The organism is Oceanimonas sp. GK1 (assembly GCF_000243075.1).
Taxonomy (GTDB): domain Bacteria; phylum Pseudomonadota; class Gammaproteobacteria; order Enterobacterales; family Aeromonadaceae; genus Oceanimonas.
Genome location: NC_016745.1, coordinates 267558 through 290451 on the forward strand (window position 1 = coordinate 267558; position 22894 = coordinate 290451).

At 62.6% G+C, this 22894-nt stretch carries 24 protein-coding genes; 9 read left to right on the forward strand and 15 right to left on the reverse strand.

The genetic code is table 11. From position 1 onward, the window contains the following. On the reverse strand, nt 1-252 hold the full coding sequence (locus tag GU3_RS01340; protein ID WP_014290759.1) for a YkgJ family cysteine cluster protein: 252 nt from the start codon (nt 250-252) through the stop codon (nt 1-3). Continuing rightward, nucleotides 252-824: a gamma-glutamylcyclotransferase gene (locus tag GU3_RS01345; RefSeq protein WP_041542831.1), complete on the reverse strand. Its 573-nt coding sequence runs from the start codon at nt 822-824 to the stop codon at nt 252-254. The genes GU3_RS01340 and GU3_RS01345 overlap by 1 nt, the downstream gene beginning before the upstream one ends. 107 nt (nt 825-931) lie before the next feature. Between GU3_RS01345 and GU3_RS01350 the strand changes: the two genes are divergently transcribed. Beyond that, complete coding sequence (locus GU3_RS01350) at nt 932-1303, forward strand: acetyl-CoA sensor PanZ family protein (protein WP_014290761.1); 372 nt, start codon at nt 932-934, stop codon at nt 1301-1303. 30 nt (nt 1304-1333) lie between these two features. After that, nucleotides 1334-2710: a lyase family protein gene (locus GU3_RS01355; RefSeq protein WP_014290762.1), complete on the forward strand. Its 1377-nt coding sequence runs from the start codon at nt 1334-1336 to the stop codon at nt 2708-2710. Nucleotides 2711-3058: 348 nt separating this feature from the next. Here the strand turns inward: GU3_RS01355 and GU3_RS01360 are convergent, their stop codons facing one another. The 4 genes from GU3_RS01360 to phnW all read right to left on the reverse strand — a co-directional run bounded on the left by GU3_RS01360 (nt 3059) and on the right by phnW (nt 7595). Further along, nucleotides 3059-4408 (reverse strand): DASH family cryptochrome, encoded by a 1350-nt coding sequence (locus tag GU3_RS01360; RefSeq protein ID WP_014290763.1) that lies wholly within the window; start codon nt 4406-4408, stop codon nt 3059-3061. Between the two features lie 68 nt (nt 4409-4476). Then, nucleotides 4477-5487: a putative 2-aminoethylphosphonate ABC transporter substrate-binding protein gene (locus GU3_RS01365; protein ID WP_014290764.1), complete on the reverse strand. Its 1011-nt coding sequence runs from the start codon at nt 5485-5487 to the stop codon at nt 4477-4479. A gap of 168 nt (nt 5488-5655) precedes the next feature. Continuing rightward, a complete protein-coding gene (gene phnX / locus GU3_RS01370; protein WP_014290765.1) occupies nt 5656-6486 on the reverse strand; it encodes a phosphonoacetaldehyde hydrolase in 831 nt (276 codons plus the stop codon). Between the two features lie 14 nt (nt 6487-6500). Then, nucleotides 6501-7595 (reverse strand): 2-aminoethylphosphonate--pyruvate transaminase, encoded by a 1095-nt coding sequence (gene phnW, locus GU3_RS01375; protein ID WP_014290766.1) that lies wholly within the window; start codon nt 7593-7595, stop codon nt 6501-6503. A 214-nt stretch (nt 7596-7809) separates the two neighbouring features. On the opposite strand from phnW, the gene GU3_RS01380 reads away from it, so the two are divergent. The 4 genes from GU3_RS01380 to GU3_RS01395 all read left to right on the forward strand — a co-directional run bounded on the left by GU3_RS01380 (nt 7810) and on the right by GU3_RS01395 (nt 12738). Then, nucleotides 7810-8511, forward strand: coding sequence for a UTRA domain-containing protein (locus tag GU3_RS01380; protein ID WP_014290767.1), 702 nt, complete (start codon nt 7810-7812; stop codon nt 8509-8511). Between the two features lie 95 nt (nt 8512-8606). Next, nucleotides 8607-9662 carry a putative 2-aminoethylphosphonate ABC transporter ATP-binding protein gene (locus GU3_RS01385; RefSeq protein ID WP_041542833.1) on the forward strand — a complete coding sequence of 352 codons (1056 nt, stop codon included), beginning with the start codon at nt 8607-8609 and terminating at the stop codon, nt 9660-9662. Then, a complete protein-coding gene (locus tag GU3_RS01390; protein WP_014290769.1) occupies nt 9659-11335 on the forward strand; it encodes a putative 2-aminoethylphosphonate ABC transporter permease subunit in 1677 nt (558 codons plus the stop codon). Before GU3_RS01385 ends, GU3_RS01390 begins: the two co-directional genes overlap by 4 nt. After that, nucleotides 11335-12738, forward strand: a complete 1404-nt coding sequence (locus GU3_RS01395) for an FAD-dependent oxidoreductase (protein WP_014290770.1) — start codon at nt 11335-11337, stop codon at nt 12736-12738. The genes GU3_RS01390 and GU3_RS01395 overlap by 1 nt, the downstream gene beginning before the upstream one ends. A 51-nt stretch (nt 12739-12789) precedes the next feature. On the opposite strand, the gene glpX is transcribed toward GU3_RS01395, so the two are convergent. The 6 genes from glpX to ftsY all read right to left on the reverse strand — a co-directional run bounded on the left by glpX (nt 12790) and on the right by ftsY (nt 18886). Beyond that, the gene (gene glpX, locus GU3_RS01400; RefSeq protein WP_014290771.1) at nt 12790-13797 is read right to left on the reverse strand and encodes a class II fructose-bisphosphatase; all 1008 of its coding nucleotides are present in this window, start codon (nt 13795-13797) and stop codon (nt 12790-12792) included. A 28-nt stretch (nt 13798-13825) separates the two neighbouring features. Next, nucleotides 13826-14479 (reverse strand): carbonate dehydratase, encoded by a 654-nt coding sequence (gene can / locus GU3_RS01405; RefSeq protein ID WP_014290772.1) that lies wholly within the window; start codon nt 14477-14479, stop codon nt 13826-13828. 103 nt (nt 14480-14582) lie between these two features. Further along, nucleotides 14583-15440 (reverse strand): RNA polymerase sigma factor RpoH, encoded by an 858-nt coding sequence (gene rpoH / locus GU3_RS01410; RefSeq protein ID WP_014290773.1) that lies wholly within the window; start codon nt 15438-15440, stop codon nt 14583-14585. 174 nt (nt 15441-15614) lie between these two features. Continuing rightward, nucleotides 15615-16565, reverse strand: a complete 951-nt coding sequence (ftsX, locus tag GU3_RS01415) for a permease-like cell division protein FtsX (protein ID WP_014290774.1) — start codon at nt 16563-16565, stop codon at nt 15615-15617. After that, on the reverse strand, nt 16562-17227 hold the full coding sequence (gene ftsE, locus GU3_RS01420; RefSeq protein ID WP_014290775.1) for a cell division ATP-binding protein FtsE: 666 nt from the start codon (nt 17225-17227) through the stop codon (nt 16562-16564). Before ftsE ends, ftsX begins: the two co-directional genes overlap by 4 nt. After that, nucleotides 17228-18886, reverse strand: a complete 1659-nt coding sequence (ftsY, locus tag GU3_RS01425) for a signal recognition particle-docking protein FtsY (RefSeq protein WP_014290776.1) — start codon at nt 18884-18886, stop codon at nt 17228-17230. Nucleotides 18887-19018: 132 nt separating this feature from the next. Here ftsY and rsmD point away from each other — a divergent pair, with 132 nt between their 5' ends. Continuing rightward, complete coding sequence (gene rsmD / locus GU3_RS01430; protein WP_041542840.1) at nt 19019-19618, forward strand: 16S rRNA (guanine(966)-N(2))-methyltransferase RsmD; 600 nt, start codon at nt 19019-19021, stop codon at nt 19616-19618. Then, nucleotides 19615-19899 (forward strand): DUF1145 domain-containing protein, encoded by a 285-nt coding sequence (locus GU3_RS01435; RefSeq protein ID WP_014290778.1) that lies wholly within the window; start codon nt 19615-19617, stop codon nt 19897-19899. The genes rsmD and GU3_RS01435 overlap by 4 nt, the downstream gene beginning before the upstream one ends. Before the next feature lie 155 nt (nt 19900-20054). On the opposite strand, the gene GU3_RS01440 is transcribed toward GU3_RS01435, so the two are convergent. Beyond that, nucleotides 20055-20369 carry a DUF2007 domain-containing protein gene (locus tag GU3_RS01440; RefSeq protein ID WP_014290779.1) on the reverse strand — a complete coding sequence of 105 codons (315 nt, stop codon included), beginning with the start codon at nt 20367-20369 and terminating at the stop codon, nt 20055-20057. A gap of 586 nt (nt 20370-20955) precedes the next feature. Here GU3_RS01440 and sseA point away from each other — a divergent pair. Next, nucleotides 20956-21813 carry a 3-mercaptopyruvate sulfurtransferase gene (sseA, locus tag GU3_RS01445; RefSeq protein WP_014290780.1) on the forward strand — a complete coding sequence of 286 codons (858 nt, stop codon included), beginning with the start codon at nt 20956-20958 and terminating at the stop codon, nt 21811-21813. Nucleotides 21814-21858: 45 nt separating this feature from the next. On the opposite strand, the gene GU3_RS01450 is transcribed toward sseA, so the two are convergent. Continuing rightward, nucleotides 21859-22236 carry a YijD family membrane protein gene (locus GU3_RS01450; RefSeq protein WP_014290781.1) on the reverse strand — a complete coding sequence of 126 codons (378 nt, stop codon included), beginning with the start codon at nt 22234-22236 and terminating at the stop codon, nt 21859-21861. 23 nt (nt 22237-22259) lie between these two features. Further along, on the reverse strand, nt 22260-22871 hold the full coding sequence (fabR, locus tag GU3_RS01455) for an HTH-type transcriptional repressor FabR (protein ID WP_014290782.1): 612 nt from the start codon (nt 22869-22871) through the stop codon (nt 22260-22262). Nucleotides 22872-22894: the final 23 nt, after the last annotated feature.

Genomic DNA, 22894 nt, shown 5'->3' on the forward strand with positions numbered 1-22894 from the left:
TCAGGCCGTCGCCGCCTCCAGCTCGCCAATCAGCCAGAGCGCTTCTTCCCGGCTGTTGCCGCAGACATCGGCGGCGGGCTGGAAGCGGGCACACAGCGCCGGGCGTTCGGGCCGGCCGAACAGTTCACAACGCATGTCGTCCAGCAAATGGGCACAGCGTACCCCCGCCGGCTTGCCATCGGGCATGCCCGGCAGGGGGGCACTGATGCTGGGCGCAATGCAGCAGGCACCACAGTTTGGCCGGCATTCCATTAACACTCTCCTTCCACCGGCGGCAACAGCGTCGCCAGTCCGGTTACATGCTCGTCGTGCACGCCCTGACTCGCCAGCGCCTCGGCCAGCTTGAGCAGGTAGTCCCGGTTGCTGCCGCTGGGTCCGTGAGCCCCGGCTATCTGCGCCGCCATCTCCGCCAGGGGCGCCGCCCCCAAAAAAGCGGCATTGTGTTCGGTGGCGAGGTAAATCAGCCCGTCTTCGGCCGCGCCGCCTTCAAACTGTACCGCCACCCGCTCCCGCAGGTAACCGTTCTTCTCGCGCAGGTCGAGCTGGGCCAGCACCGCAGGCTCAATGCGATAGGCCATGCCGTGGCACAGGGCGCCCGGCTCGCGCACCAGGGTCGCCACCCGGCCAGGTGCTTCCGGCGTGCCACGGTGATCGTGAGAGCCCTGCCAGAACCGGCGCGCCCAGCCGTGTATCCAGGCCGGACGGCGCTCGATAAAGGGGAAGTCCGCCTTCCAGATAAGGGAGCCATAGCCAAACAGCCAAAAGCTGGGATGGCGATCGAAATGGGTCATGGCGCTATTCTGCGCCCGGGTGTCGAAACTCATGAAATTCATCGCGGTGAAAAATACCACGTCATAATGCCGCCGGACGGCCCGTTTGTCGAACCGGGAGCGTGGTAGAATATCGGCTTTTATGGCTAAGGAGCGGCACCATGCGCCTCACCGTACATCATCTCACTCAACTGCCCGATCAGCACAGTGCCCATGCAGCGCACATTCTGCAGGGCCAGCCCCTGCCCGCAGATCAGCCGTTTTTGCTGGCCACCTTTAACGACCGGGCCGTGGCCCTGGCCTGGCGCCGGCACGAGCGCATCGGCTTTTTCGCAGTGCGCGACATCACCCGCCGCCGGGGCGTGGGCAGCGAGCTGTTGCGCCGGCTGGCAGAAGAAGCCAGGGCTGAGGGGCTGACCCGGCTTGAGCTGGATCTCGCCCAGGCGCCCGCCGCTGAAGTGGACAGCCTGGTGGCTTTTTTCAGTGCCCGTGGCTTTGCGCAAAAGGACGGAGTGCTAAGCTGTTCCCTGTAACCTGAGGCTCTGAAACAGAGGGGAACGAGCATGAAAACACGCATCGAACGGGATTCCATGGGCGAGATCGAGGTGCCGGCCAAGGCGCTGTACGGTGCCCAGACCCAGCGCGCCATCAACAACTTCCCCATTTCGGGCCAGCCCCTGCCGGCGGCCTTTATTCATGCGGTGGCCCTGCTCAAGGCCGCCTGCGCCCACGCCAACAGCGATCTGGACCGGCTGGGCCAGGACAAGGCCGACGCCATACTGCACGCGGTCCACAGCGTGATCGCCGGCGAACACGACGATGCCTTTCCGGTGGACGTGTTCCAGACCGGCTCCGGCACCAGTACCAACATGAACGTCAACGAGGTGCTGGCCCACCTGGCAAGCCAGCACCTGGGCCAGCCGGTGCACCCCAACGACGACGTCAACATGGGCCAGAGCTCCAACGACGTTATCCCGTCCGCCATTCACGTCAGCGCCGCCCTCGCTTTCAGCCGGGAGCTGCTGCCGGCCCTGTATCAGCTGGAGCAGACCCTGCTCGGCAAGGGTGAGCAACTGCAGGCCAAGGTGAAAACCGGCCGCACGCACCTGATGGACGCCATGCCCCTGCGCTTTGACCAGGAGCTGGGCGGCTGGGCCACCCAGGTGCAGTATGGCCGCGACCGGCTGCAGGGCATGCAGAGCCGGCTGCAGCAACTGGCCCTGGGGGGCACCGCCATCGGCACCGGCATCAACGCCGATCCGCGCCAGGCCCAACTGGCCTGTGACTACCTCAACCGCCACACCGGGCTCGACTTCTGCCCGGCGGAAGACTACTTCTACGGGCTGAGCTGCCAGGACACAGCGGTGGAGCTGTCGGGCCAGCTTAAAACCCTGGCGGTGGCGCTGATGAAAATCGCCAACGATCTGCGCTGGATGAACTCGGGCCCGCTCACCGGCCTGGCGGAAATTCAGCTGCCGGCGCTGCAACCGGGCTCCTCCATCATGCCCGGCAAGGTCAACCCTGTGGTGCCCGAGGCGGTGGCCATGGTGGCGGCCCAGGTGATCGGCCTGGATGCGGCCAATACGGTGGCGGGGCAGTCGGGCAACTTTCAGCTCAATGTGATGCTGCCGCTGGTGGCCAGCAACCTGCTGACCATGATCCGGCTGCTGGCCAACAGTGCGCCGCTGCTGGCCGAAGTCATCGACGGCTTTACCGTCAACGAATCCCACCTCAATGAAAACCTGGCCCGCAATCCCATACTGGTGACGGCGCTGAACCCGGTGATCGGCTATGCCAAGGCGGCGGACATCGCCAAAAAGGCCTATGCGGAATGCCGCCCCATTCTGGAGGTGGCACTGGAGGAAACCGAGCTGTCCGAAGCCGAGCTGCGCGAACTGCTGGACCCGGCCGCGCTGACTCGGGGCAGCCAGCGGGGCTAAATAATACATCTTCGGCACCGTGCGCTACGTCGGACAGAGGGCACTACTTCGCCGGCACGCCGTAAACCCTTCCGTGGGGGCTCCGCTGCGCCTTCCCTGGCGCAGAGGGCACGGCGAAGCAGACACCCTTTGCCCTCCTTGGGGCACTCGGCGCTGACTGACCGCATACAGGCAGCGTCGATGTTGCCCGAAGCAGCAGTGGGGATTGCCGTAGCCGACCGTCAAATGCCATGAATGGCATTTGACGAGCATCCCAGGGAAGGGCTCGAAGCGTGTCGTGAAGTGCAACCGCACTGCTGTTTCGCACGGCAGTCATTCTCAGCAACCTGTGACTAAGACAGGTGATGCCTACAGCGTCCTGAGCGGCACCAGAGGGGCCGGGTAATTCAGCAATTGCTCGCCGCGCTGATGGGCTTCCACTTGCGTCAGGGTCACCGGGCCCAACTCGGGCAGCCACTGGTGCAGGTGGGTCAGTTCGGGGTCGTACTGGCGCCACTGGCGGTGCGGGTTGAAGAGACGGCCGTGACGGGGATCGTGACCGGCGCCGGCAATGTAGGCCCAGTTGCCCCAATTGCTGGCCACGTCGAAGTCCAGCAGATGCTGCTCAAAAAAGCGCGCCCCCAGGCACCAGTCCAGCCCCAGCTCGTGAATAAAACAGCTGGCCAGGTTCTGCCGCAGGCGATTGGAGCAAAATCCCGTGGCCATCAGCTCTTTTAAGCCCGCATCTATCATGGGCCAGCCGGTGCGCGCCTCACACCATGCCTGCCAGTATTCAGCATTAAACACACCCGGCCCCGCCTTGCCGGTCAGGCCACCGGCCGCAAACAACTGGCTGCCATGCACCCGCAGTGACCAGTGAAAATACTCCCGCCACAGCAGCTCAAAGCGCAGCCAGTAACTGTGCTCGTCACTGCCCCACTGCTGTTCGTACTCAAGGATTTGCTGCCAGACTTCCCGAGGCGACAGGCAGCCCCAGGCCAGCGCCGCACTGAGGTGACTGGAAAAATAACGGCCGGCAAGATCATTGCGGCTGGCCTTGTAATGGGCCAGCGCTCTCTGTTCAAACAGATAATGCTGCAGCCAGGCCCGGGCATGAGTTTCGCCGCCTTGCCAGGCAGGATGGGCCAGCTCTGCTGGTGTGACCGGCCAGTCGATACCAGTGGTTAAGGGACACGCCGCCGCTCGCAACCGGCTGACGTCAGCCGCCGCTTGTGGTGCCGGCACCGGCCAAGCCGGGACTTTTTCCACTTTTTTGCGAAAACCAGTAAAACTGGCAGGAAACTTTTTAAACAAGGGTGCTATCTGCTCAGGCTCAAACAGCGGCTGAGCTTCCACCGTATGCACCTTTACGCCGGCATCACACAACCGGGCCAGCCAGCCGGCTTCTTCCGGCGCCTGCGCCGCATGAGTCACCAGCTCAAAGGGCTGCAGGCGATGCCAGGCCAGCAGCAACTCGACCGGCTCGCCCTGCAACAGAGTGAGTGGAAACGGGGCCAGCCGTGCGCTTAAATCCGCCAGTGCCTGCTGCAGATACGCCGCCTTGGCAGCACCCAGCCGGTGCAGCCCGGCGGCATCGGTGGTTAGCCAGTGCGCCGGCAGGATAAACACTGCCGCCGTCTTGCCCTGATAATCCGCCAGTGCCTGCCAGCCGGCATGATCGTCCAGCCGTAAATCGTTGCGTAACCACAGCAGCCGCATGGCTTTCTCCCATAAAAAAAGCGCCCGGTACGCTGACCGGGCTTCGCATGGCTGTCGTTCACTGCTGCCTACTTGGCTTCGCTCTTGCCGTCGTAGCGCCGCTGCCATTCGGCCAGAATGGCCTCGCGCTGCCCCGCCGCCCAGGCGAAGTCGTTGTCGATCATCACCTTAGCCGGCTCTTTCGGGAAGTACGGCACCGGCTGGGCCACCCCCGGCAGTCCCACCACCGCAAAGCTCTGGTTATACAGCTCGTTGGCTTGGCGGGTCACGGCGAAGTCCAGCAGCTTTTGCGCCGCCGCCTGCTGGTCGGTGCCCTTGACCATGGCCGCGGCTTCCATTTCCCAGCCCACCCCTTCGGTGGGGAAAATCAGCTCCAGGGGCGCCCCCTGCTGTTTGAGGCTGGCCCCCCGGTAGGCCATCGAAATACCAATGGTTGCTTCACCCGAGGCCGCCTGCACGCAGGGCTTGGATCCGGAGTGAGTGTAGTTGGCGATGTTCTGGTGCAGACCATCCATGTAGGCCCAGCCCTGCTCTTCACCAAACTGCTGCAGCCAGGCCGACACATCGAGAAAGCCGGTGCCGCTGGAAGCCGGATTGGGCATCACGATATGGCCTTTATATTCCGCTTTGGTCAGGTCCTGCCAGCTGGTGGGTGGCGTCAGGCCGTGCTTTTCGGCTTCGATGGTGTTGTAACAAATCACCCCCAGCCAGGCATTCATGCCAACCCAGTGCGGCGTGTCGCGCAGGTCACGAAACTCCGGCGACAGCTTTTCCAGACCGGCCGGCGCATAAGGTGCCAGCATGCCGTGTTGATCCATCAGCATCAGGCTGGTGGCGGCCAGTCCCCAAATCACGTCGGCCTGGGGGTTTTCCTTTTCCGCCAGCAGGCGGGCGGTGATAATGCCGGTGGAATCCCGCACCCAGCGAATGGCAATGTCCGGGTTTTCCTGCTCAAAGGCGGCCTGATACGCCTTCAACTGATCCAGCTCCAGCGCGGTGTAGACGGTCAGCTCGGTCTTGGCCTGGGCGCCGGCGGCGGCCAGGGTCAGCAGCAGGGCCAGGGGGGTCTTCTTCAGCATCATTTTTCTCCAATTGGTATATACCAAAAAACAAACCCAGCTTAAAAGTGACGCATGACAGGCCGGTGACAGTTCCGTGAAAAAACCGGGTCTTCGCGCCGGCGCCGGTCAACAAAAAACGGCCGGGCAAGCCCGGCCGTTTTTTTGCTTTTTACCTTTCATCCGCCCTCAGGGGCGCTCGCCCCGGGCCAGGCGGCCGTTGATGTCGTCGATCACCCCCGGCAACTCGGCAATGGTGTCGATCACATAGTGAGCACCGGTACCGGCCAGGCGAGCATGGGCCTGGCTGCACAAACGCTGCTGCTCATCGGGTGCCAAGGCCTGCCAGTCTTCCAGTGACAGTCCCACCTCGTTGCCCGACACCGCCAGCGCCACCGTCCACATGCCGGCGTTCAGACCTTCCTCAATGCCCACACCGGTGTCATCCACCTTGACGCAGGCCTGCATGGCGCCCGCTTCCAGGGCACAGGCTGCCCGCAGGCTCATTTCCGGCCAGGGCCGGCCGCGCTGCACGTCACTGGCGGTGATCACCACCTCGGGGGCATAGCCCTGCTCGGCGGCATGCTGCACCAGCTCGGCGATCATGTCGCGGCTGTAGCCGGTATTGGCACCCAGGCGAATGCCGCGGCCGGTGAGCTCAGCGGCCACCTCGGCCATGCCCGGGATCAGCACGGCGCTGTCGCGAATGCACTCGATCTGGATCTGCACGAAGTCCTGATACAGGCGATCGATGTCCGCCTCGCTCGGCGCCTCGCCCTTGCCCTGGATCCAGGCCGCACCAATGCGGGGCATGGCCAGCATTCGGCAAATATGCTCGCGCTTTTCGCTGCCCATGGGGGCACGGCACTCGGCCAGGGTGACCTCGATGCCTTCGCCGGCAAACAGCCGCTGAAAGGCGCGGATCGGCGCCATGGAGCCAAAATCCACCGTGGTGCCGGCCCAGTCCATGATCACCGCCTGCACGGATCCGGTGTAACGACGTTCAAAACGATAGCTCATTGTGGTTTCCTCATTTACCAGAAAATGACGTCTTCAATGGCCGCCAGCAGGCCGGCCACATCCTGTTGATACACTTCGCCGATGGTGCCGATGCGAAAGCAGTCCACCGCCGACACCTTGCCCGGATAAATCACGTAACCCCGCTCCTTCAGGCCCGAATAGAAACGCTTGAAGTCATAAGCGGGGCTGGTGGGCGCGGCAAACACTGTGATAATGGGCGACTGCCAGTCCCGTGCCACCAGCGGCTCAAAACCCAGCCGCTCCATGCCGGCCACCAGGGCGCGCTGGTTGCCTTGATAGCGCTGATGACGGGCGGCCACGCCCCCTTCCCGCTCCAGCTCGGTCAGCGCCTGGGCAAAGGCACGCACCACATGGGTCGGCGAGGTAAAGCGCCACTTGCCACCCTGGCGCTCCATGCACTGCCACTGGTCGAACAGGTCCAGGCTGACCGAACGGGCTTGCCCCTCGCACTGCGCCATGGCCGCTTCCCGGGCGATAATGAAACTGAAGCCGGGCACGCCCTGAATGCATTTATTGGCGCTGGAGATCAGAAAGTCGATGGCCAGTTCGCCCACCTCCATGGGCACACCGCCAAAGGAGCTCATGGCGTCCACAATCAGGGTCTTGCCCGCCTGTTTGGCCGCTCCGCACAGCTCGGCCAATGGGTTAAGAATGCCGGTGGTGGTTTCACAGTGCACAAAGGCCACGTGGCTGATGGCCGCGTCCGCCGCCAGTGCCCGGGTCAGCAACCCGGCGGACAGCGGCTCGGTCTCCGCCACGTCCACGGTAGCCAGGTTCAGTCCCAGGCAACGGGCGATATCGGCCATGCGCCGGCCATAGGCACCGTTGCTCAGCACCAGCAGCTTGCCCTCGGCCGGAACCGCCGAGCCCAGCACCGACTCCACGCCGGCGGTGCCGCTGCCCTGCATCAGCACACTGGTATAACCAGGCTGACGGGTGGCCAAACGCACCAGCTGGCGGCGAATAGGCTGCACCACGCCCTGGTTGTAGTCGTCGTCCCAGGTACACCAGTCCTTCATCATGGCGTCGCGCACGGTGGCGGAGGTGGACAGGGGGCCGGGGGTCAGCAGCAGATAGGGATTGTTCACGTTTACTCCTGGTATATACCAAACTTGCAAACACGATAGACGCCCCACCGACACGGAGCAAGACGGCAAGCCCCACTGCAATAAAAAATTCATCTGCCACGGGCCTGTGCATCCCCGCCGGCAGGAGTAATAATGGCAACAGATTTCAATGCGTTGACGACGACCACAGCGCCCCTGCAACAACGCAAGTGGTGTAGTCCATATGGAAGGAACAATGACCAAACCCCACTACCAGCAGATCAGCGACAGCATAGAGGCCCAGATCCGCAGCGGCGCCCTGCTCGCCAACAGCAAGCTGCCCTCGGAGCGCCAGCTGAGCGATGCCTTCGCCACCACCCGGGTCACCCTGCGCGAAGCCCTGTCCCGGCTCGAAGGCAAGGGCCTGATCTACCGCGCCAACCGCCGGGGCTGGTATATCACCCCGGGCCGCATCAACTACAACCCGACCCAGCGTCTGCCGTTCAACGAAGTGGTTTCCGGTCAGGGCCGCCACCCCGACACTCAAGTGCTGGCCCGTCAACTGACCCCGGCCGAGCCGGCGGTGCATAAGGCACTGGGGCTGGCGCCCCTGACCCCGCTGCACCGGGTACGCCGGCTGCGCTCCATCGATGGCCATGCCGTGCTGCTGGAGGAAAACCACCTGGATCCGGCCCGCTTTCCCGGCCTGGAGCGGCACGATCTGAGCCGCTCTCTGACCCGGCTGTTCGAGCAGGAATACGGCGTGCGCATCGCCACCATGGAGCTCAATATGTATCCGCTGGCGCTGGATGAGGAACGGGCTCAGGCCCTGGGCGTGGCCACCGGTGCGGCCGCCCTGTTTATCAGCCGGCTGTCCCGGGATGAAGAAGGCAGGGTGATCGAGCTGGACTGGGAATACTGGCGCCACGACGCCCTCAATATTCAATTGTCGGTGTGAGCAGGGACATGGCTTTTTCAATAAAGTGTCACACCATCGTCACATAGACTTTGTAGATTGCTCGAAACTGGTCTAAACCAGATGAGGGTAATCTGATGACATATCTAGCAATCGACAATGTGGTAAAGAACTTCGGTGACTTTCGCGCCCTCAAGGGCGTCAGCCTGACCGTGGAAGAAGGGGAGTTCATCTGTTTTCTCGGCCCCAGCGGCTGTGGCAAGACCACGCTGCTGCGCGCCATCGCCGGGCTAGATCTGCCCAGTGACGGCCTCATCGAGCAGGCCGGCCGCGATATCACCCAGGCGCCGCCGGAGCAGCGGGACTTCGGCATCGTGTTCCAGTCCTACGCCCTGTTTCCCAACCTCAGCGTTTACCAGAACATCGCCTTTGGCCTGGAAAACCTGCGCCTGCCCAAGGCCGAGATTCAAGGCCGCGTGCAGTCCCTGCTCGAGACCATAGGCCTGCCCGACAGCGGCAACAAATATCCGGGGCAGCTTTCCGGTGGTCAGCAACAGCGGGTAGCGCTGGCCCGGGCCATCGCCCTGTCGCCGGGCCTGCTGCTGCTGGACGAGCCGCTGTCGGCGCTGGACGCCCGGGTGCGCGTGCAGTTGCGCGCCGAGATCAAACGGCTGCAACGGGAACTCAAGGTCACCACCATCATGGTGACCCACGATCAGGAAGAAGCCCTGGCCATGGCCGATCGCATCGTGGTGATGAACCACGGCGACATCGAGCAGATCGGTACCCCTGAAGAAATCTACTACCAGCCCGCGACCCCCTTTGTGGCCCGCTTTATCGGCGCCATGAACTTCTATGCCACCGTCGCCGACTGCGATGGCCGCCTGAGCCTGGGTGAACATACCCTGCCCCGCCAGGTGGCCCCGGGCAGCCGTCATTTGCTGGCCTGGCGGCCGGAGCTGACCCGGCTGGCCGGCGCCGGCGAGGGCCCGGCTCTGCGCGGGCGTATTCGTGAGCTGTCCTTTCTCGGTGCCTTTGTGCGGGCCGAAGTGGCGGTGGACAGTCATCCCGAGCCCATCCTGGCCGATTTGTCGGCCCGGGACTGTGACCTGCGGCGGCTGCAGCCGGGTCAGGAAATCGCCCTGGCGCTGCCGCTGGAACACACTCATCTGTTCAGCGAGGCCTGTGCATGATCAGCCTCAGCCTGCCCCGGCCGCTGAGCCGGGACGACAAGCTGCAGCGGGGCCTGTTGCTGCTGGCCTGCGTGCTGTTTCTGCTGGCCCTGGTGCTGCCACTGGGGCAGATACTGCATACCGCCCTGGTGGACGACCAGGGCCGGTTCGCCGGGCTCGACAACATTCGCCGCTACCTGACCACGCCAGCCCTGGGCCACTCACTGCTCAATACCCTGACCATGGGCCTGCTGGTCACCGGGCTGGTCACCGGCCTGGCCTTTCTCTATGCCTACGGCCTGACCCGCACCCGGCTGCCGGCCCGCACCCTGTTCAAGGTGGTGGCCATGGTGCCGATACTGGCACCGTCCCTGCTGCCGGCCATCAGCCTGATCTACCTGTTCGGCAATCAGGGTGTGCTGCGCCACTGGCTGGGCGGGGAAAGCATCTATGGCCCCATCGGCATCGTGCTGGGGCTGTCGTTCTGGGCCTTTCCCCATGCGGTGATGTTGCTCAGCACCGCCATGGGCGCCACCGACGGCCGCCTGTTCGAGGCCTGCCGGGTGCTGCGCGGCGGCCCGGTGCGCGCCTTTTTTCAGGTCACCCTGCCCGGCATCAAGTACGCCCTGCTCAGCACCCTGATGGTGGTGTTCACCATGGTGATCACCGACTTTGGCGTGCCCAAGGTGATCGGCGGCCAGTATTCCATGCTGGCCACCGACATTTACAAGCAGGTGGTGGGCCAGCAGAACTTCACCATGGGTGCCCTGATCAGCACCCTGTTGCTGCTGCCGGCCCTGCTCGCCTTTGCCGCCGACAGCTGGCTGCAGCGCCGCAACAAGCAGCTGATCGACAGCCGCTCCCTGCCCTACCAACCCGAGCCCAATGCCTGGCGTGACGGCTTTTTCCTGCTGTTCTGTAGCCTGATGGCCCTGGCCCTGCTGGGCGTGATCGCCATGGCCGCCTACGCCTCCCTGGTGCAGTTCTGGCCCTATAACCTGAGCCTGAGCCTGGATCACTACCGGTTCGATCTGATCGACGGCTGGCAGGCCTATGGCAACTCGCTGCGCATGGCCGGCCTGACCGCCCTGTTCGGTACCCTGATCATTTTCCTGGCCGCCTACCTGGTGGAGAAAGGTCAGGGCCAGGGCGGCCTGCGCAAGCTGCTGCACGGCCTGGCCATGGTGCCCCTGGCGGTGCCGGGACTGGTGCTGGGCCTGGCCTATATCTTCTTCTTCAACCAGCCCGGCAACCCGCTCAAGGTGCTGTACGGCGGCATGACCCTGCTGGTGGTGTCGACCATAGTGCACTTTTATACCGTCGGGCACCTCACCGCCATCACCGCCCTCAAGCAGCTGCCGGCAGAAATCGAGGCCGTGGCCGCCTCGCTGCGCATCAGCCGGTTCAGGGCCATGTGGCGAGTCAGCCTGCCCATGTGCCTGCCGGCGGTGCTGGACGTGGCCATCTACCTGTTCGTCAACGCCATGACCACGGTGTCGGCAGTGGTGTTCCTGTACGGCCCCGACACCATGCTGGCTTCTATCGCCGTGCTCAACCTGGACGACAGCGGCAATATCGCCCCGGCGGCCGCCATGGCCATGCTGATTTTCATCACCGCCCTCGGCGCCAAGCTGCTGCACCTGGCCGCCGGGCGCGGCCTGCTGCGCCTGACCCAAGGCTGGAGACAACCATAATGACCACCCCCCAATGTCCCTTCTGGCTGCAACAGGCCCTGGAGCGGGAGCAGCCAGCCCCGGCCATGCCGCTGCAGGCGCATATCGAGGCCGATATCTGCATCATCGGCGGCGGCTACACCGGGCTGTGGAGCGCCATTCAGCTCAAACAGGCCGAGCCGGCGCTCAACATAGTAGTGCTGGAACGGGCGCTGTGCGGCAGCGGGGCGTCCGGGCGCAACGGCGGCTGCCTGCTGACCTGGTCCACCAAGTACCCCTCGCTGCGCCGCCGCTACGGTGCGCAGGAGGCAGCCCGGCTGGTGCGGGCCTCGGAGCAGGCAGTGCTGGAAATTCGGGACTTCTGCGAGCAGCACGGTATCGACGCCGAGCTGCGCATCGACGGCACCTGCTACACCGCCACCAACGGCGCCCAGCGCGGCGGCATGGACAAGCTGGTGACCGGGCTGGAACGGGAAGGGCTGAACAGCTGGTCGAGCCTGAGTGAAGCTGAACTGCTGGCCCGCACCGGCTCCGAGGCCCATCTTGAAGGCCACTTTTCGCCCCTGGCCGGCTCGGTGCAGCCGGCCCTGCTGGTGCGCGGGCTGCGCCGGGTCGCGCTGGAGCTGGGAGTAAGTATTTTTGAGCACAGCCCCATGACCCGGCTCAGCCGCAGCCGGCCGGCGCTGGTGGAAACCGCCCACGGCAGCGTGACCGCCGACCGGGTGATCCTGGCGCTCAACGCCTGGACTCCCGGCCTGTTCCGGGAGTTCGACAAGCACCTGGTGCTGGTCTCGTCCGATATGGCGATCACCACCCCGGCACCGAGCGAGCTGAAGCGCCTGGGGCTGAACCACGGCACTGCCGTGGTCGACGGCCGCACCTTTGTGCACTATTACCGCAGTACCCCGGACGGACGGCTGATGCTGGGCAAGGGCGGCAACCTGTTCGCCTTCGGCAACCGCCTGCACCGGGCCTTTGATCGGCCGAGCCGCTACCAGCGCCTGCTGAAGACGGCACTAACGCGTTTCTTTCCCGATCTGAAGGCCGATATCGCCGCCACCTGGACCGGACCGTCGGACCGCTCCGCCACCGGCCTGCCGTTTTTCGGCCGGCTCGAGGGCGACGGCGACATCTATTACGGCCTGGGCTATTCCGGCAACGGCGTGGTGCAGAGTCTGCTGGGCGCCAAAATACTCACCAGCCTGGTGCTGGGTCGGAACGACGACTGGGCCAACTGCGGCCTGGCACAAGGGCCCCAGGGGCGGTTTCCGCCCGAGCCGGTACGCTGGCTGGGCGCCATGACGGTGCGCAACGCCATTCGCCGCAAGGAAAACGCCGAAGACAGGGGGGAAACACCCTGGCCCTGGGACCGCTGGCTGGCCCGCTTTGCCGACGCCGCCGGCAAGGCCGACAAGGAGGCCTGAGCACAAAAAAAGGGATGCCGAGGCATCCCTTGTTCATTCGCGGCATTCATCTTACAGAATGATTTCCTGCAGCCTGGGATCCTTGCGCGACAGAATGTGGGTGGAGCGAATGCGGCGCACGGTGCGGGACTTACCCCGAATCACCAGGGTCTCGGTGTGGGCATAGTTGCCGTCACTGCTGATGCCTTCCAGCAGATCCCCCTTGGTGATGCCGGTGGCGGCAAAGATGACGTTGTCGGTACGGGCCATGTCTTCCAGCTTCAGCACAGTACCCACTTCTATGCCCATTTCCTGGCAGCGTTCAATCTCAGCCTTACCCGCAGCCAGATTTTCCTCGCTCGGGCCCTTCACCTCGTAACGGGGCAACAGACGGGCCTGCATGTCGCCGTCCAGAGAACGGACCACGGCGGCGGAGATCACCCCTTCGGGCGCGCCACCCACGCCGTAGAGCATGTCCACTTCGCTTTCGGGAATGCAGGCCAGAATGGACGCGGCCACGTCACCGTCGGGAATGGCAAACACCCGCACGCCCAACGCCTGCATGGTCTTGATGGCCTTGTCGTGACGCGGCTTGGCCAGGGTGATCACGGTAAAGCGGGACAGCGGCTTATTCAGCGCCTTGGCCACCGATTTGATGTTCTGCTCAATGGACTTGGTCAGATCGATGGCCCCCTTGGCGCCGGCACCGACAATCAGCTTTTCCATGTACATGTCGGGGGCGCGCAGAAAGGCGCCCTTTTCACCCACCGCCATCACCGCCAGGGCGTTGGACTGGCCCATGGCGGTCATGCGAGTGCCTTCGATGGGATCGACGGCGATGTCGACTTCATCCCCACCCAGGCCGACTTTTTCGCCGATGTAGAGCATGGGCGCTTCGTCGATTTCGCCCTCGCCAATCACCACTTCACCGCTGATTTCAATTTCGTTCAGCACATGACGCATGGCCGCCACGGCAGCGCCGTCGGCAATGTTCTTGTCGCCCCGGCCCAGCCACTTGTAGCCGGCCAGAGCGGCGGCCTCGGTGACCCGGGAAAATTCGATGGCCAGTTCACGTCTCATTCTTCTTTCCTGTCAATTCGGTTGCTTATTATTCTTCGCCCAGAATGCGCTGGCGGAACACGCGGTACACATCGGGGATCTGATCGATGCCAGATACACACACGTCCAGATCGTGCAGGCGGCCGTCCTTGATGCCATAGACCCAGCCATGCACCGACAGGGTCTGGCCCTGTTTCCAGGCGTTCTGCACTATGGTGGTGTGGCACAGGTTGGCCACCTGCTCGACCACGTTCAGCTCGCACATGTAGTCTTCCCGAGTCTGCTGATCCTGGATGGCGTTCAGGGTATCTTCGTGCTTGTGGCAGATGTCCTTGATGTTGCGCAGCCAGTTGTCGATGAGCCCCAGCTCCTTGTTCTGCATGGCCGCCAGCACGCCGCCACAACCGTAATGGCCGCAGATGATGATGTGCTTCACCTTGAGCACTTCAACGGCGTATTGTACCACCGACAGGCAGTTGAAGTCCGTATGCACCACCAGGTTGGCCACGTTGCGGTGCACGAAGACGTCGCCGGGCAGCAGGCCGGTGAGCTGGTTGGCGGGCACCCGGCTGTCGGAGCAGCCGATCCACAGGTATTCGGGCGCCTGCTGCAGGGACAGCTTTTCAAAAAATGCCGGATCTTCCGCCTTGATGCGCTCGGACCATTCCCGGTTGTTGTCAAACAGATGCTTCAGTATTTTCATGGTACTACCTGCCATGTTGTGGTTCGGTATTTTTAAAATAGGCGGAAAAAAGGCCCGCTAGGGGCCTTTTCAACACCGTCAGTCCGCCAATGTCCGCGGCGGCTTATGCCTCCATGGCGGCCTTGAGTTTTTTCAGTGCGGTTTTCTCCAGCTGGCGAATACGCTCGGCAGACACGCCGTATTCGTCGGCCAGGCTCTGCAGGGTGGTCTTGTCGTCTTCTTCCAGCCAGCGGGCCTGAATAATGCGCTGGCTGCGCTCGTCCAGGGTATTGAGAGCGGCCCTCAGGCGACGGTTGGCAGTGTGCTCCCAGTTGGCTTCTTCCACCTGGTGGGCCACGTCGGAGCTTTTGTCTTCCAGGTAGTGCACCGGAGCAAAGCTGCCGTCGCGCTCGTCGTCGTCGGAGGTCAGATCAAAGGCCTGATCCTGGGCGCTCATGCGCGACTCCATCTCCAGCACTTCGGCAGGCAGCACGCCCAAATCCTCGGCGACCCGGTTCACTTCCTGCTGGTTGAACCAGCCCAGGCGCTTCTTGGACTTGCGCAGATTAAAGAACAGCTTGCGCTGGGCCTTGGTGGTGGCCACCTTGACCACCCGCCAGTTGCGCAACACGTATTCGTGAATTTCGGCCTTGATCCAGTGCACCGCAAAAGACACCAGGCGCACGCCCACGGTGGGATCGAAACGCTTGACCGCCTTCATCAGGCCGATGTTGCCTTCCTGGATCAGATCCGCCTGGGGCAGGCCGTAACCGGCATAGCTTTTGGCAATGTGCACCACAAAGCGCAGGTGTGACATGACCAGCTGGCGCGCCGCGGCCAGATCGCCGTCATTCTGCAGGCGCTCGGCCAGGGACTTTTCTTCCTCCGCGCTGAGCACGGGAATGGTGTTCACTGCCTGGATATAGGCCTCCAGGCTGCCCTGGGGAACCAGGGCAAAATGGCGCTGAAAATCTGTCGTCATCAAACTCGTGTTCATTACATGACTCCGTCTGAGCGGCTTCGATTGTTTCTCTGCAATGACTTTGTCGACTCGGCCGGCCGCATGCCGGCGAGCAAAATTTATGGATTCACCATCAAAAGTCAAGGGAAGCGCCGGGTTTGCTGCCCCCATAAGACCACAGTCTGGCGCCAAGGTTCAAGCCGGCTCTATGGCTCTTATGTGACGGCGCACGGAAAAACCGGAGGCCAGCAGACTGAGTGAGGTGCCAATCAGCACAAGCCACAGGCTTTCATTCCAGCCCAGTCCCAGCAACTCGAAGTTGCTCTGGTACAGGGACGCCAGGGCACTGACCTTGTGACTGAGCCAGAACACCATGATCAGGGTCAGCCACCAGGCCAGCAGCCCGCCGATAATGCCGTACCACAGCCCCACATAAAGAAAGGGTCGGTGTATAAAACCGTCGGTGGCGCCCACCAGCTTCATCACTTCGATTTCATAGCGACAACTGAGAATGTTGAGGCGCAGGGTGTTGCTCACCACCAGCAGCACTCCGGCCAGCAGCAGGGCGGCCATGCCCACCACCGCCTGGCGCAGCAGTTCCACTATGCCCGACAACCGGGCCAGCCAGGCCATGTCGAGGCGGGCGGTGGCCACCAGGGGCTCGGCGTTCATGTCGGCCAGCAGCAGCTCGGCCATGTCGGGCTGACGGCCACTTTCCGACAGGTTCAGGATCAGCACCGCCGGCAGCGGGTTTGCTTCAAGCAGGTCCAGTGCCTCGGCAAAGCCGGCGGCGCCGCTGAAGTCCGTTAGTCCCTGCTCCGGGCTGATGTAGGTCACCTGGCGAATCTCATTCATGCCTTCCAGCCGGGTCTGAAACGCCTTGATCTGATCTTCCGGAGCCGTCTGCTGGAGATAGAGGCTGATCTGGGCCTGGCTCTGCCAGAAACTGCTCACCGACTCGGCGTTTTTCAGCAGCACGTAGAAACTGGCCGGCAGCGCCAGGCTGACCCCCAGCACCGCGATGGTCATCAGCGAGCTGAGCGGCGTGCGCCACAGCTCGCCCAGGCTGGCGAACAACTGGCGCAGGTGATCCACCCCGTACATGGCCAGACGCTGGTGCCAGCCCAGCTTGTGGGTTCGGCTCATGCTTGCTCTTCCTCCTGCAGGCGCCCGGCATTCAGACGAAGCGTACGGTAGCGCTGGGCATTGATAAGGCCGGTGTCGTGAGTGGCGATCAGTACACTCACCCCCACCCGGTTAAAGGCCTCGAACAGGCGCAGAATGTCCATCGACAGCTCCGGATCCAGGTTGCCGGTGGGCTCGTCCGCCAGCAGCAGCAACGGCTTGTTGACGATGGCCCGGGCGATGCCCACCCGCTGCTGTTCACCACCCGACAGCATGGGCGGAAAATAGCGATCCTTGCCGTGCAGGCCGACCTTGTCGAGGGCCGCCGACACCCGGCGCTGAATATCGTGATGGCCATAGCCTTCAATCACCAGCGGCAGCGCCACGTTGTCGAACACGGTGCGGCCATTGATCAGATGGTGATCCTGAAAAATCATGCCGATGCGCCGGCGTACAAAGGGAATGTCACCCCGGGCGATGCGGCTGACATTGCGGCCGTTGAAATAGACCTGGCCATCGCTGGGGCGCTCCATCACGCTGATCAGTTTGAGCAGGGTGCTTTTACCGGCCCCGGAGTGGCCGGTGAGGTATGCCATTTCACCCTTTTCCAAATGAAAGCTGACCTTTTGCAGCGCCTGAAAGCCGCCGCTGTATACCTTGCTAACCTGCTCAAAGCGGATCATTTAGTCTTCCCGGCTGAAAAGCGCCTCGATGAATTCGGAGGCATTGAAGGGACGCAGATCATCGATTTTCTCACCCACGCCGATATAGCGAATGGGAATGCCGAACTTGTCGGCCACCGCGAAGATAACGCCGCCCTTGGCGGTACCGTCCAGCTTGCTCAGGGTAATACCGGTAATGGGCACGGCGTCGTTGAAGATTTTGGCCTGACTGAGGGCATTCTGGCCGGTGCCCGCATCCAGGGTGAGCATGATTTCGTGAGGCGCCTGAGGGTCGATTTTCTGCATCACCCGCACGATTTTCTTCAGCTCTTCCATCAGGTGCGCCTTGTTTTGCAGGCGACCGGCGGTATCGGCGATCAGCACATCCACCTTGCGGGCCTTGGCGGCTTCCACAGCGTCATAAATCACGGAAGCGGCATCGGCACCGGTGTGCTGGGCAATCACCGGAATATGGTTGCGCTCGCCCCAGACCTGCAACTGCTCCACCGCCGCGGCGCGGAAGGTATCGCCGGCGGCCAGCATCACCGACTTGCCCTCGGCCTGGAACTGGCGGGCCAGCTTGCCGATGGTGGTGGTCTTGCCCACGCCGTTGACGCCCACCATCAGAATGACAAAAGGCCGGTGCTCAGTATTAATCTCCAGCGGCTGATCCACCTTGGCGAGGATCCCGCCCATTTCCTCCTTCAGCAGCTCATACAGGGCTTCGCCGTCCTTGAGCTGCTTGCGGCTGGCCTGCTGGGTCAGGTTGTCGATGATCGACAGGGTGGTTTCTACCCCCAGATCCGCGGTGAGCAGCTGGGTCTCCAGCTCTTCAAACAGATCGTCATCGATTTTCTTGCCCCGGAACAGGCCAAAAAAGCCCGAACCCAGGTTTTGCCGGGTTTTGAGCAGGCCGGCCTTGAGGCGGGCAAAAAAGCCTTTTTTGGGTGCTTTTTCAGCCTGCGCCGCGTCTTCGGCAGCCTGACGCTCCTGCTCTTCCGCTTCCCGAGCCAGACGTTCCTGCTCGGCGGCTTCCGCTTCCGCCGCCAAACGGGCTTCTTCTTCCACCGCCTGCCGGGCTTCTTCCTCGGCGGCCAGCCGCGCTTCTTCTGCCGCCTTGGCTTCCGCGGCCAGACGAGCTTCTTCCGCGGCCTTGGCTTCCGCCGCCAGCCGCGCTTCTTCCGCGGCCTTCGCTTCCGCCGCTAAACGAGCTTCTTCCGCCGCTTTCGCTTCGGCGGCTAAACGAGCTTCTTCCGCCGCCTTCGCTTCGGCGGCTAAACGAGCTTCTTCCGCCGCTTTCGCTTCGGCGGCCAAACGGGCTTCTTCCGCCGCTTTCGCTTCGGCGGCCAAACGAGCTTCTTCCGCGGCCTTCGCTTCGGCAGCCAAACGGGCTTCTTCCGCCGCTTTCGCTTCGGCGGCCAAACGGGCTTCTTCCGCCGCTTTCGCTTCCGCCGCCAAGTGAGCTTCCTCTGCCGCCTTGGCTTCGGCCGCCAGGCGGGCTTCTTCCGCTCGGGCCTCGGCTTCCTGTTGGGCTAACTGTGCTTCCACTTCCGCGCCATGACCGGCTTCCGCTTCCGATGCTACCGCGTCATGGGGTGTTTGTTGTTCCTGTGCTTCTTCCGGCTGCTCGTCTTTCTTTTTGCCAAAGCCCAGCCAGGAGAAAAAACCTTTTTTCGCCATGCTTGCCAATACTCGCTGTTGTTCGGGACGATTAGGACTGGCCGTGATTCGGCCGCTTCATTAGAATATCCGCCCCTTAATGGGTGCAAAACCGCCTTATACTAGCACTTTATTGAAAGACGGCGAAACGAGATGGCTAAAGCAAAACCGGCAAAAAAACACACCGCGGCCAGTGGCCAGATAAGGCTTATCGGCGGCCAGTGGCGTGGTCGAAAATTGCCGGTATTACCCAGTGAAGGACTCAGGCCCACCACGGACCGAGTCAAGGAAACCCTGTTCAACTGGCTGATGTTTGATATTCGCGACCGCCGTTGTCTGGATCTGTTTGCCGGCAGCGGCAGCCTGGGCTTTGAAGCCCTGTCCCGCTACGCCGCCGACGTGGTGATGGTGGAAAAGGACGCGGCCGTGGCCGCTCAGCTCAAACGCAACCTCGCCACCCTGCCGGCGGCCCCGGGCACCGTGGTTCAGGCCGATGCCGAGCAGTATTTGCAGCAAGCGGCAACGCCCTTTGACGTGGTGTTTCTCGATCCCCCCTTTCACCAGGCGTTGTTGCCCCGAGTGTGTGAGCTGCTTGAAACCCACGGCTGGCTCGCCGACGAGGCCCTTATTTATATCGAACGGGAACAGGGTCTGGCGCTGCCCACCCTGCCCCGCCACTGGCGGCTGCACAAAGACAAGCAGGCCGGTCAGGTCAGTTATCAACTCTATCAAAGGGAGCAAGTGAAAACATGAAGGTACTTAATCTGCTGATGCGGCTGGTGATGCTGGTGTTCTGGGCCGGCATTCTTTACGCCCTGCTCGGCCCCGGTTTTGAAGAAGCCGGCACCACGCCGCTGATCCTGGGCGCCGTCGTGCTGGTCATGCACCTGCTGCAAATGCTGATGCTGAAACAGGTCGCCAGCTTGCTCAACCCAAGCGCCGGCGATTATCTGGAAGTGCTGGTGTTCGGCTCCTTTGCCATGCACCGCCACCGTGCCCGCCTGAAAGCGCTGAGCGAACAGCAAAAGCGCTGATGTTCCCTTGCACGGCTTTCATGGGAACGCACATTAACTGCGCAGGCTGCCAGCCTGCATCTGCGCCCGCAAGGGCGCTTGATATGTTGAGGGTTGCCGCTTCGCGCCAAATGGCGGGCAAACTGCCCGCGTTCCATATGATCCGTACCAGCTGGCTATAACTCTTCCGGGCCGCCGCCGCACCGCCAGCAGATCTCAAAGCTGGCGTCGTTTTCTTCTCCACACCGCCCGCAATGCCAGGTTCGATGGCTTTTCTGCTGATAGGCCTGCACAAACTCCCGCGCCCGCGGCCAGTCCGGTGCCTGCACCAGCAGGGTTACCCGGGCCACGTCCATCGGCAGTTCACCCAGGGCGCCTGCCAGCGCCTCGCCTTTCAGTTGCACCGCCACGCCACGGCTTTCCAGTGCCCCCTTGAGGGTATGGGCCTCCAGGCTGTTGGCCGCTTCAAACACCGGTCTCCAATCGCTCATTCATTCTCTTCCGAACACGCAATAGAAAAAGGGGGTGACGTCATGTCACCCCCTTTTGGGTTGTCGTATGGTTAGTCCGTAAACCAAGTTGCTCCCTGCAATCCCTGACAATACCTTTTCCTTAAGGTGATCCTCTTCCCGTTCCGTCGGTGCGTCCTATGGTCATCCTGACCGCAGTTCATCCTGAGCTGCTTGACTGTCTCCGTCCTGGGAGGTGTCCCTTACCGCGTCCTGCGGTGTTCCTTTCGCCGTTCCTGGCAGCCGGTCTTTCCTGACCAACTTCCCTTGCTCCTTGCCCTTCTAACTATAGGGAACTTTGATTTTGCCTCAAGTCACCGACCGGAGATAAACCCATGCCTCATCGTACGTCATAATATGCATATAGAATACAAGCGTTTGTTTATAAACAAGAAAGTGAGATTATGCTCAGTATATTCCGCAACCGAAAACGCCTTTTCCCACACACCAAGTAAGAGATCTCGCACAAGGCTACGGGACATTATCGCCACCCACTGACCCGACAACAAAAGGGTGGCGCGTCTGCCCGGGCTTCCTTAGGATAATCCAGTCTATTGAGGGAGGTTTTATGCACAAACTGGAATTACCGTCGCCACTGGTAGAAGCCCAATGGCTGGCTGATCACCTGGACCATCCGGATCTGGTGGTGCTGGATGCCAGCTGGCACATGCCCGCCACCGGCCGCAATGGCCTGGAAGAATGGCGACAGCAACGTCTTCCCGGTGCCCGCTTCTTTGACTTTGACGGTCGCATCAAGGATCAGCATACCAGCCTGCCCCATATGCTGCCGGACGAAACCCTGTTCGCCCGGGAAGTCTCCGCACTGGGCGTCAGCAACCACCAGACCATTGTCATCTACGACAGCCTGGGCCTGTTTGCCGCGCCCCGGGCCTGGTGGATGTTTCGTGCCATGGGCCACGAGAACGTAGCCGTGCTTAACGGTGGCCTGCCCGCCTGGCAACAGGCCGGTCTGCCCCTGGAACAGGGGGAACCCGCCGCCGTTGAGCCGGGCCGGTTTACTGCCGAGCGCCAGTCTCACTGGATAGCCGACGCCACCGCGGTGGAGCAGGCGCTGCAGCAGGACGGTTACCGGGTGCTGGATGCCCGCAGCCGGGAACGTTTCAGCGGCGCCGCCGCCGATCCCCGCCCTGGCGTGCGCGCCGGCCACATGCCCGGCGCCGCCTGTCTGCCCTTTAACGAGCTGCTGAAAGACGGTTACCTGCTGCCCGCCGAGCAATTGCGCGCCATCCTGTCCCCCCTGGTGAAGGCCGAACAAAAACTGATCTGCAGTTGCGGCTCGGGCGTGACCGCCGCCATTCTGGCCCTGGCCGCCGAGCTGGCCGGGCATCACCATATCGCGGTGTACGACGGCTCCTGGACCGAATGGGGCGGCTCGGCCCATCTGCCGGTGGAAAAAAACGCATAAAAAAACCCGCCGAGAGGCGGGTTTTTCAATGCCAGGGGCAGAAACTTACTTCTGCGCTTCGGCCTTGGGCGCCGGGCGCTCGGCCACACCCATCTTGATGGCCAGCCAGATCACCAGCACCAGGGTGATCATCACCGACAGGTAGTTGGTGCCCATTTCCGGAAACTGGGTACGCAAAAAGGCGGAGTAACCAAATACGCCAATCAGAAAACTCAGCAGGGCGCATACCGGGGTATCGCCTTCCATGGGCACGCTCAGGTATTCCTGATACAGCATGTGGGCCGCCAGTACCAGCGAGATGATGGGGAAAATGGAAAACGCCAGCTCACTGACGCTGAGCGTGGCCAGGGTGGCGTTGCCACACAGCCCCACCAGCAGTGCCAGCAAAATGGGTTTACGGCGAATGTTCTTGTTTCCAGACATAGTGATCCTTCCTGATTTAAGGCCTAGAGCCGTTTTGCCTTGTTATATGCATCTGCGCCCTTGGCGATCATGCGCAGCTGCAGAATCATGCGCTCCGCCAGTGCGGCACGCTCTTCCTCGTTCATGTCCAGCGCATCGGCGCCGGCACTGAACACCAGCGTCACCATGGCCTGGGCCTGGGCCTCGGCATAGTCGCGGCTGGTATTCTGCTTCTCTTCCAGGTAGTCGGTGAGCTCGGCGGTAAAATGCTGGATCTCCCGGGCCACCGCCTGACGAAAAGCCGCAGAGGTGCCCGACCGCTCCCGCAACAGCAAGCGGAACACGTCGGGACTGCTGTCGATAAATTCCATAAAGGTCTTTACCGAAATCTGAATCACACTGCCGCCGTCGGCAATGCGCTGGCGCGCCTGGCGCATCAGCTGGCGCAGGGTCAGCCCACCCTCGTCCACCAGCGTCAGCCCCAGCTCTTCCATGTCCTTGAAATGACGGTAAAAGGACGTTGGCGCCAACCCCGCTTCCCGGGCCACCTCGCGCAGGCTGAGACTGGAAAAACTGCGCTCGGCGCTCAGCTGACGAAACGCGGCTTCCACCAGGGACCGCCGGGTTTTTTCTTTTTGTTGCGCGCGAACGCCCACGACACACCACGCTCAAAACTTTA